This is a genomic window from Delftia sp. ZNC0008 (assembly GCF_000799035.1).
Lineage (GTDB): Bacteria > Pseudomonadota > Gammaproteobacteria > Burkholderiales > Burkholderiaceae_C > Comamonas > Comamonas tsuruhatensis.
Window position 1 is genome coordinate 1 of record NZ_JTKZ01000300.1, and the last position, 4,329, is coordinate 4,329.

Here is a 4,329-nt window from a genome sequence, read left to right on the forward strand (position 1 = left end):
ATTTCCTGATCGTCTATGGGCTCGAACGGCGCCGTGTCCTGCCTGCGGCGCTGGGGCGCCACGGCCTCCATCGCAGCCACGGCGGGGACGGCCACGGGCTGGACGGGACGCGGTGTGCGCACGGCCACGGAATGCACCTGGGCCTGGGCGGCGGCGTTCTGGTCGCTGACCCGCCAGTACACGGCTGTCACGACCGCGCCCATGCGGGCCTTGGCCGCCTGGGCCAGCATGGCCTCGATCTCGCTGAGCCGAGCGGTTTCGCTGGCATAGGCCCGTGCCAGGTCCATCATCACCACGAAGCGCTGGCCCACGCTGTCCAGCGAGAGCACCTTGAACTTGTAGCTGGCCGACAACACCCCGGCACGCACCATGACATCGCGCACCACGCCATAGAGCTGCTCACGGCGCTCGGACCGCTCGCTGCGGCGCCCGGCCGCGACGGCATCACGGCGTGCCGCGGGGTTGGCCTGGCCATCGTTTCCAGGCGAACCACGGCCCTGTTCGGGCAAAGGCTTGCGGGAAAACCAGTTGAACACAGACATGGGGGCTCTCATTGTCACGAATAGTCACAAACTCGCGGCATTGTGCCTGCAACTTGGCGACATTTTGAGCACAGGTGTTGCAAAAACCGCTGTATCAATTTGTCGCAGAGCAAAGCCCGGTCTGTAATCCCACCCGGCCCCCGGAGAGCCTTCGCCCAAGTGCCGTTCAGGTGCTGCTCAGGTGCTCGCCACCCGGCGGCGGCTGTCCACCGCGCGTCGCGCCAGGACCTGGCCGGCGGCCATGACCAGGGCCAGCGCCACCCCGGGCTGGCGGTTGCTGAGTTCGGCGAAGCGCATGGCCGTCAGGCACCACAGGCGCCCCGGCGCAGCAGCCTGCACGGTGGCGTGGCGCGCCCGGTGCGCGAAGAAGGCGCCCTCGCCCAGGATGGAGCCCGGACCGACGATGGCCAGGCGGATACGCTCCTTGGCATCCTGGTAGTGCACGCTGAGGCTGCCGGACTCCACGAAGTACAGATTGCGGTCCAGCGAACCTTCGGCAAACAGCAGCTCGCCCGCGGCCATAGTGACGGGCACCAGGTAAGGTGCCAGCAGATCCCACTGCTCCGAGGTCAGCGCGTTCTGCACACCGTCGACAGCCACGGCCGACGACATGGCCTGGGCCAAAGGCCGCAAATCATTGTGGGAGGAAGAAGACATGGCGGATCCGGTTCGAAGTGGGCCGCGTACCCGCTCCGGGACGGCACCCGGCGACAGGCAGCGGCAAGGGCCGCTGCGGCACGCCGCATGCTAAGCGACGGCAGCGGGCACGCCAATGCCGGCGCGTGGGTTTTCGACGGCAAATTTTGTAGCAAAAGATAAATATTGCCGCCATCCCATCAGCCGTGCTGGGCATGCCGCGCTCAGCCCGCATCCCCTCTGTCACTTGCCAATGCAAAAGCTCGAGAAGATCACACCCAGCAGGTCATCCGAGCTGAATTCCCCGGTGATGGAGTTCAGCGAGACCTGGGCCAGGCGCAGTTCCTCGGCCAGCAGGTCCAGATGGGCGGCCTGGGCCGCCAGCTGCAGCTCGGCCTCTTCCAGGTGCGCGGCCACGGCCTGCAGCGCCTCCACATGGCGTGCGCGCGCCAGGTACAGGCCTTCGGGGGCGGACTGCCATCCGGCCACATCCAGCAGGCGCCGGCGCAGCGCATCCAGGCCGTCGCCAGTGCGTGCCGACAGCGCCACGCTGCCTTCGCGCCCGCCATGCGCCTGCAGCTGGGCCGGCTCGGCGCGATCGGTCTTGTTCCAGACATCGATCACGGGCACCTGGCCCGGCAGCTTCTGGGCCAGGGTTTCGGCGATGGCCGCGTCTGCGGCCAGATAGTCGTTGTCGCCCATGCGCGTGAGGTCGTGCAGGAAGAGCACGGCATCGGCCGCGGCGATCTCGTCCCAGGCGCGCGCGATGCCGATGCGCTCGACCTCGTCGCTGCTCTCGCGCAGGCCTGCCGTGTCGATCACATGCAGGGGCACGCCCTCGATCTGGATGGTCTGCTGCACCTTGTCGCGCGTGGTGCCGGCGATGGGCGTGACGATGGCCAGCTCGGCACCGGCCAGCGCATTGAGCAGCGAGCTCTTGCCCGCATTGGGCTGCCCTGCGATCACGACCTTGATGCCTTCGCGCAGCAGCGCACCCTGGTGGGCGCGCGACAGCACCTGGTCCAGCTTGCCGCGCAGCCGCGCGAGCTGGCCGCTGGCATCGGCCTTTTGCAGGAAGTCGATCTCTTCCTCGGGAAAGTCCAGCGTGGCCTCGACCAGCATGCGCAGGTGCACCAGCGCATCGCGCAGGCCATGAATCTCCTCGGAGAAGGCTCCCGACAGCGAGCGGCTCGCGCTGCGCGCGGCGGCCTCGGTGCTGGCGTCGATCAGGTCGGCAATGGCTTCGGCCTGGGCCAGATCGATCTTGTCGTTGAGAAAGGCACGTTCGGTGAATTCCCCAGGCTGGGCCAGGCGCAGGCCAGGCAGTACGCTGCGATGGCCTTCGAGAGGCTCTTGCGCCGCCTCCAGGCAGCGTGCCAGCAGCAGCTGCAGCACGACCGGGCCGCCGTGGGCCTGCAGCTCCAGCACGTCCTCGCCGGTGTAGCTGTGCGGCGCCGGGAAGAACAGGGCCAGGCCGTGGTCTATGGGTCCGCCTGCGGCATCGCGCAACGGCAGGTAGGTGGCCTCGCGCGGCTTGAGGTCGCGCCCGCACAGCACCCGCACCAGCGGCGCCACCCCCTTGCCGGAGACGCGCACGATGCCCACGGCGCCGCGCCCCGGAGCGGTGGCGATGGCGGCAATGGGGTCGTTGTGGCGGGGCAGCATGGATGGAGCTTTCTTGGGAAGGGATTTCAGGCCGCCGATGATAGGCCGCCCATGAAAAAAGCCCGCCGAAGCGGGCTTTGGAGCCAGGGCCTTCGCAGGCTTACTTGGCAGGCTTGGTCTTGCCGAAGTTGGGCAGATTGAACTGCGGCGGCACGCCCATGCGGGTGTTGATGATCCACTGCTGGGCAATGGACAGGATGTTGTTCGTCAGCCAGTACAGCACCAGGCCGGCCGGGAAGAAGAAGAACATCACGCTGAAGACCAGGGGCATGATCCACATCATCTTGGCCTGCATCGGATCCGGCGGAGCGGGGTTCAGCGCGGTCTGCAGCAGCGACGACAGGGTCATCAGCACGGGCAGGATGAACAGCGGGTCCTTGGCCGACAGGTCGGTGATCCAGCCGATCCAGGGGGCGTTGCGGATTTCCACGCTGGACAGCAGCACCCAGTACAGCGCGATGAACACCGGGATCTGGATGATGATGGGCAGGCAGCCGCCCATGGGGTTGACCTTTTCCTCGCGGTAGATGCGCATCATCTCCTGCTGCATCTGCTGGGGCTTGTCCTTGAGGCGCTCGCGCATTTCCATGATGCGCGGGTTGATGGCCTTCATCTTGGCCATCGAGGAGTAGGCCTTGGCATTGAGCCAGTAGAAGGCGATCTTCAGCAGCAGCACCAGGGCCACGATGGACCAGCCCCAGTTGCCCAGGAAACCGTGCAGCTTGTCCAGCAGCCAGTACAGCGGCTTGGCCAGGATGGTCAGCCAGCCATAGTCCTTGACCAGTTCCAGGCCGGGGGCCAGAGCCTCCAGGCGCTTTTCGATCTGGGGTCCGGCAAACAGGCGCGCTTCCACGCTCTTGCTCTGGCCGGGCTCGATGGTGCCCACGGGCGTGATCATGCCGACGGCGTAGAGGTTGCTGTCCACCTTGCGCAGGAAGTTCTCGCGCTGCACGCCTTCGGCCAGCAGCCAAGCGCTGGCGAAGTAATGCTGGACCATGGCCACGTAGCCGCCCGAGGACGACTTCTCGACGCTGGCCTTGCCGTTTTCGATGTCCTTGAACTCGACCTTCTGGTACTTCTTCTCGTCGGTGTAGACGGCCGGGCCCGTGAAGGTGGAGTACATGGTGGACTCTTCGCCTTCGGGCTTGTTGCCGTCGCGCACCAGCTGCAGGTACAGCTGCGGGTTCACGGCAGTCGTGCCGGTGTTCACCACTTCATGGCGCACGCCGATGTCGTAGGCACCGCGCTTGAGCGTCCAGATCTTGACCAGCTTCACGCCGCCCATGTCGGGCGACTCGAAGCGAAGCTCCATCTGGTCCTCGCCGTCCTTGAGCTCGCGTGCACCGGGCAGCGCGGTCATGGTCGTCTTGTGCGTGGGGAAACCGCCGCCGATCAGGCCCGACTGGCCCAGGTACACACGGTGCACGCTCTCGTCGAACAGCACGACCGGCTTGTCCTTGTGGGCGGAATCGGCGTACTTGAGCAG

The 4,329-nt window shown here is 66.6% G+C and carries 4 protein-coding genes; all 4 read right to left on the reverse strand.

The features are described 5' to 3' along the window. A partial coding sequence (locus tag L995_RS10235; RefSeq protein ID WP_047471386.1) for a hypothetical protein occupies nucleotides 1-542 on the reverse strand: 542 nt, incomplete at its 3' end. A 177-nt stretch (nucleotides 543-719) separates the two neighbouring features. Continuing rightward, entirely contained in the window at nucleotides 720-1,199 is a 480-nt protein-coding gene (locus L995_RS10240) for a Crp/Fnr family transcriptional regulator (protein WP_047471388.1), read from the reverse strand. A 222-nt stretch (nucleotides 1,200-1,421) separates the two neighbouring features. Then, the gene (gene mnmE / locus L995_RS10245; RefSeq protein ID WP_017407040.1) at nucleotides 1,422-2,843 is read right to left on the reverse strand and encodes a tRNA uridine-5-carboxymethylaminomethyl(34) synthesis GTPase MnmE; all 1,422 of its coding nucleotides are present in this window, start codon (nucleotides 2,841-2,843) and stop codon (nucleotides 1,422-1,424) included. Between the two features lie 100 nt (nucleotides 2,844-2,943). After that, nucleotides 2,944-4,329: membrane protein insertase YidC (yidC, locus tag L995_RS10250; RefSeq protein WP_047471391.1), on the reverse strand; the 1,386-nt coding region annotated here is incomplete at its 5' end.

Bases quoted from the DNA above. Each gene is read 5' to 3' on its own strand.
- L995_RS10240 (WP_047471388.1), bottom strand. From the start codon at position 1,199: ATGTCTTCTTCCTCCCACAATGATTTGCGGCCTTTGGCCCAGGCCATG.
- mnmE (WP_017407040.1), bottom strand. From the start codon at position 2,843: ATGCTGCCCCGCCACAACGACCCCATTGCCGCCATCGCCACCGCTCCG.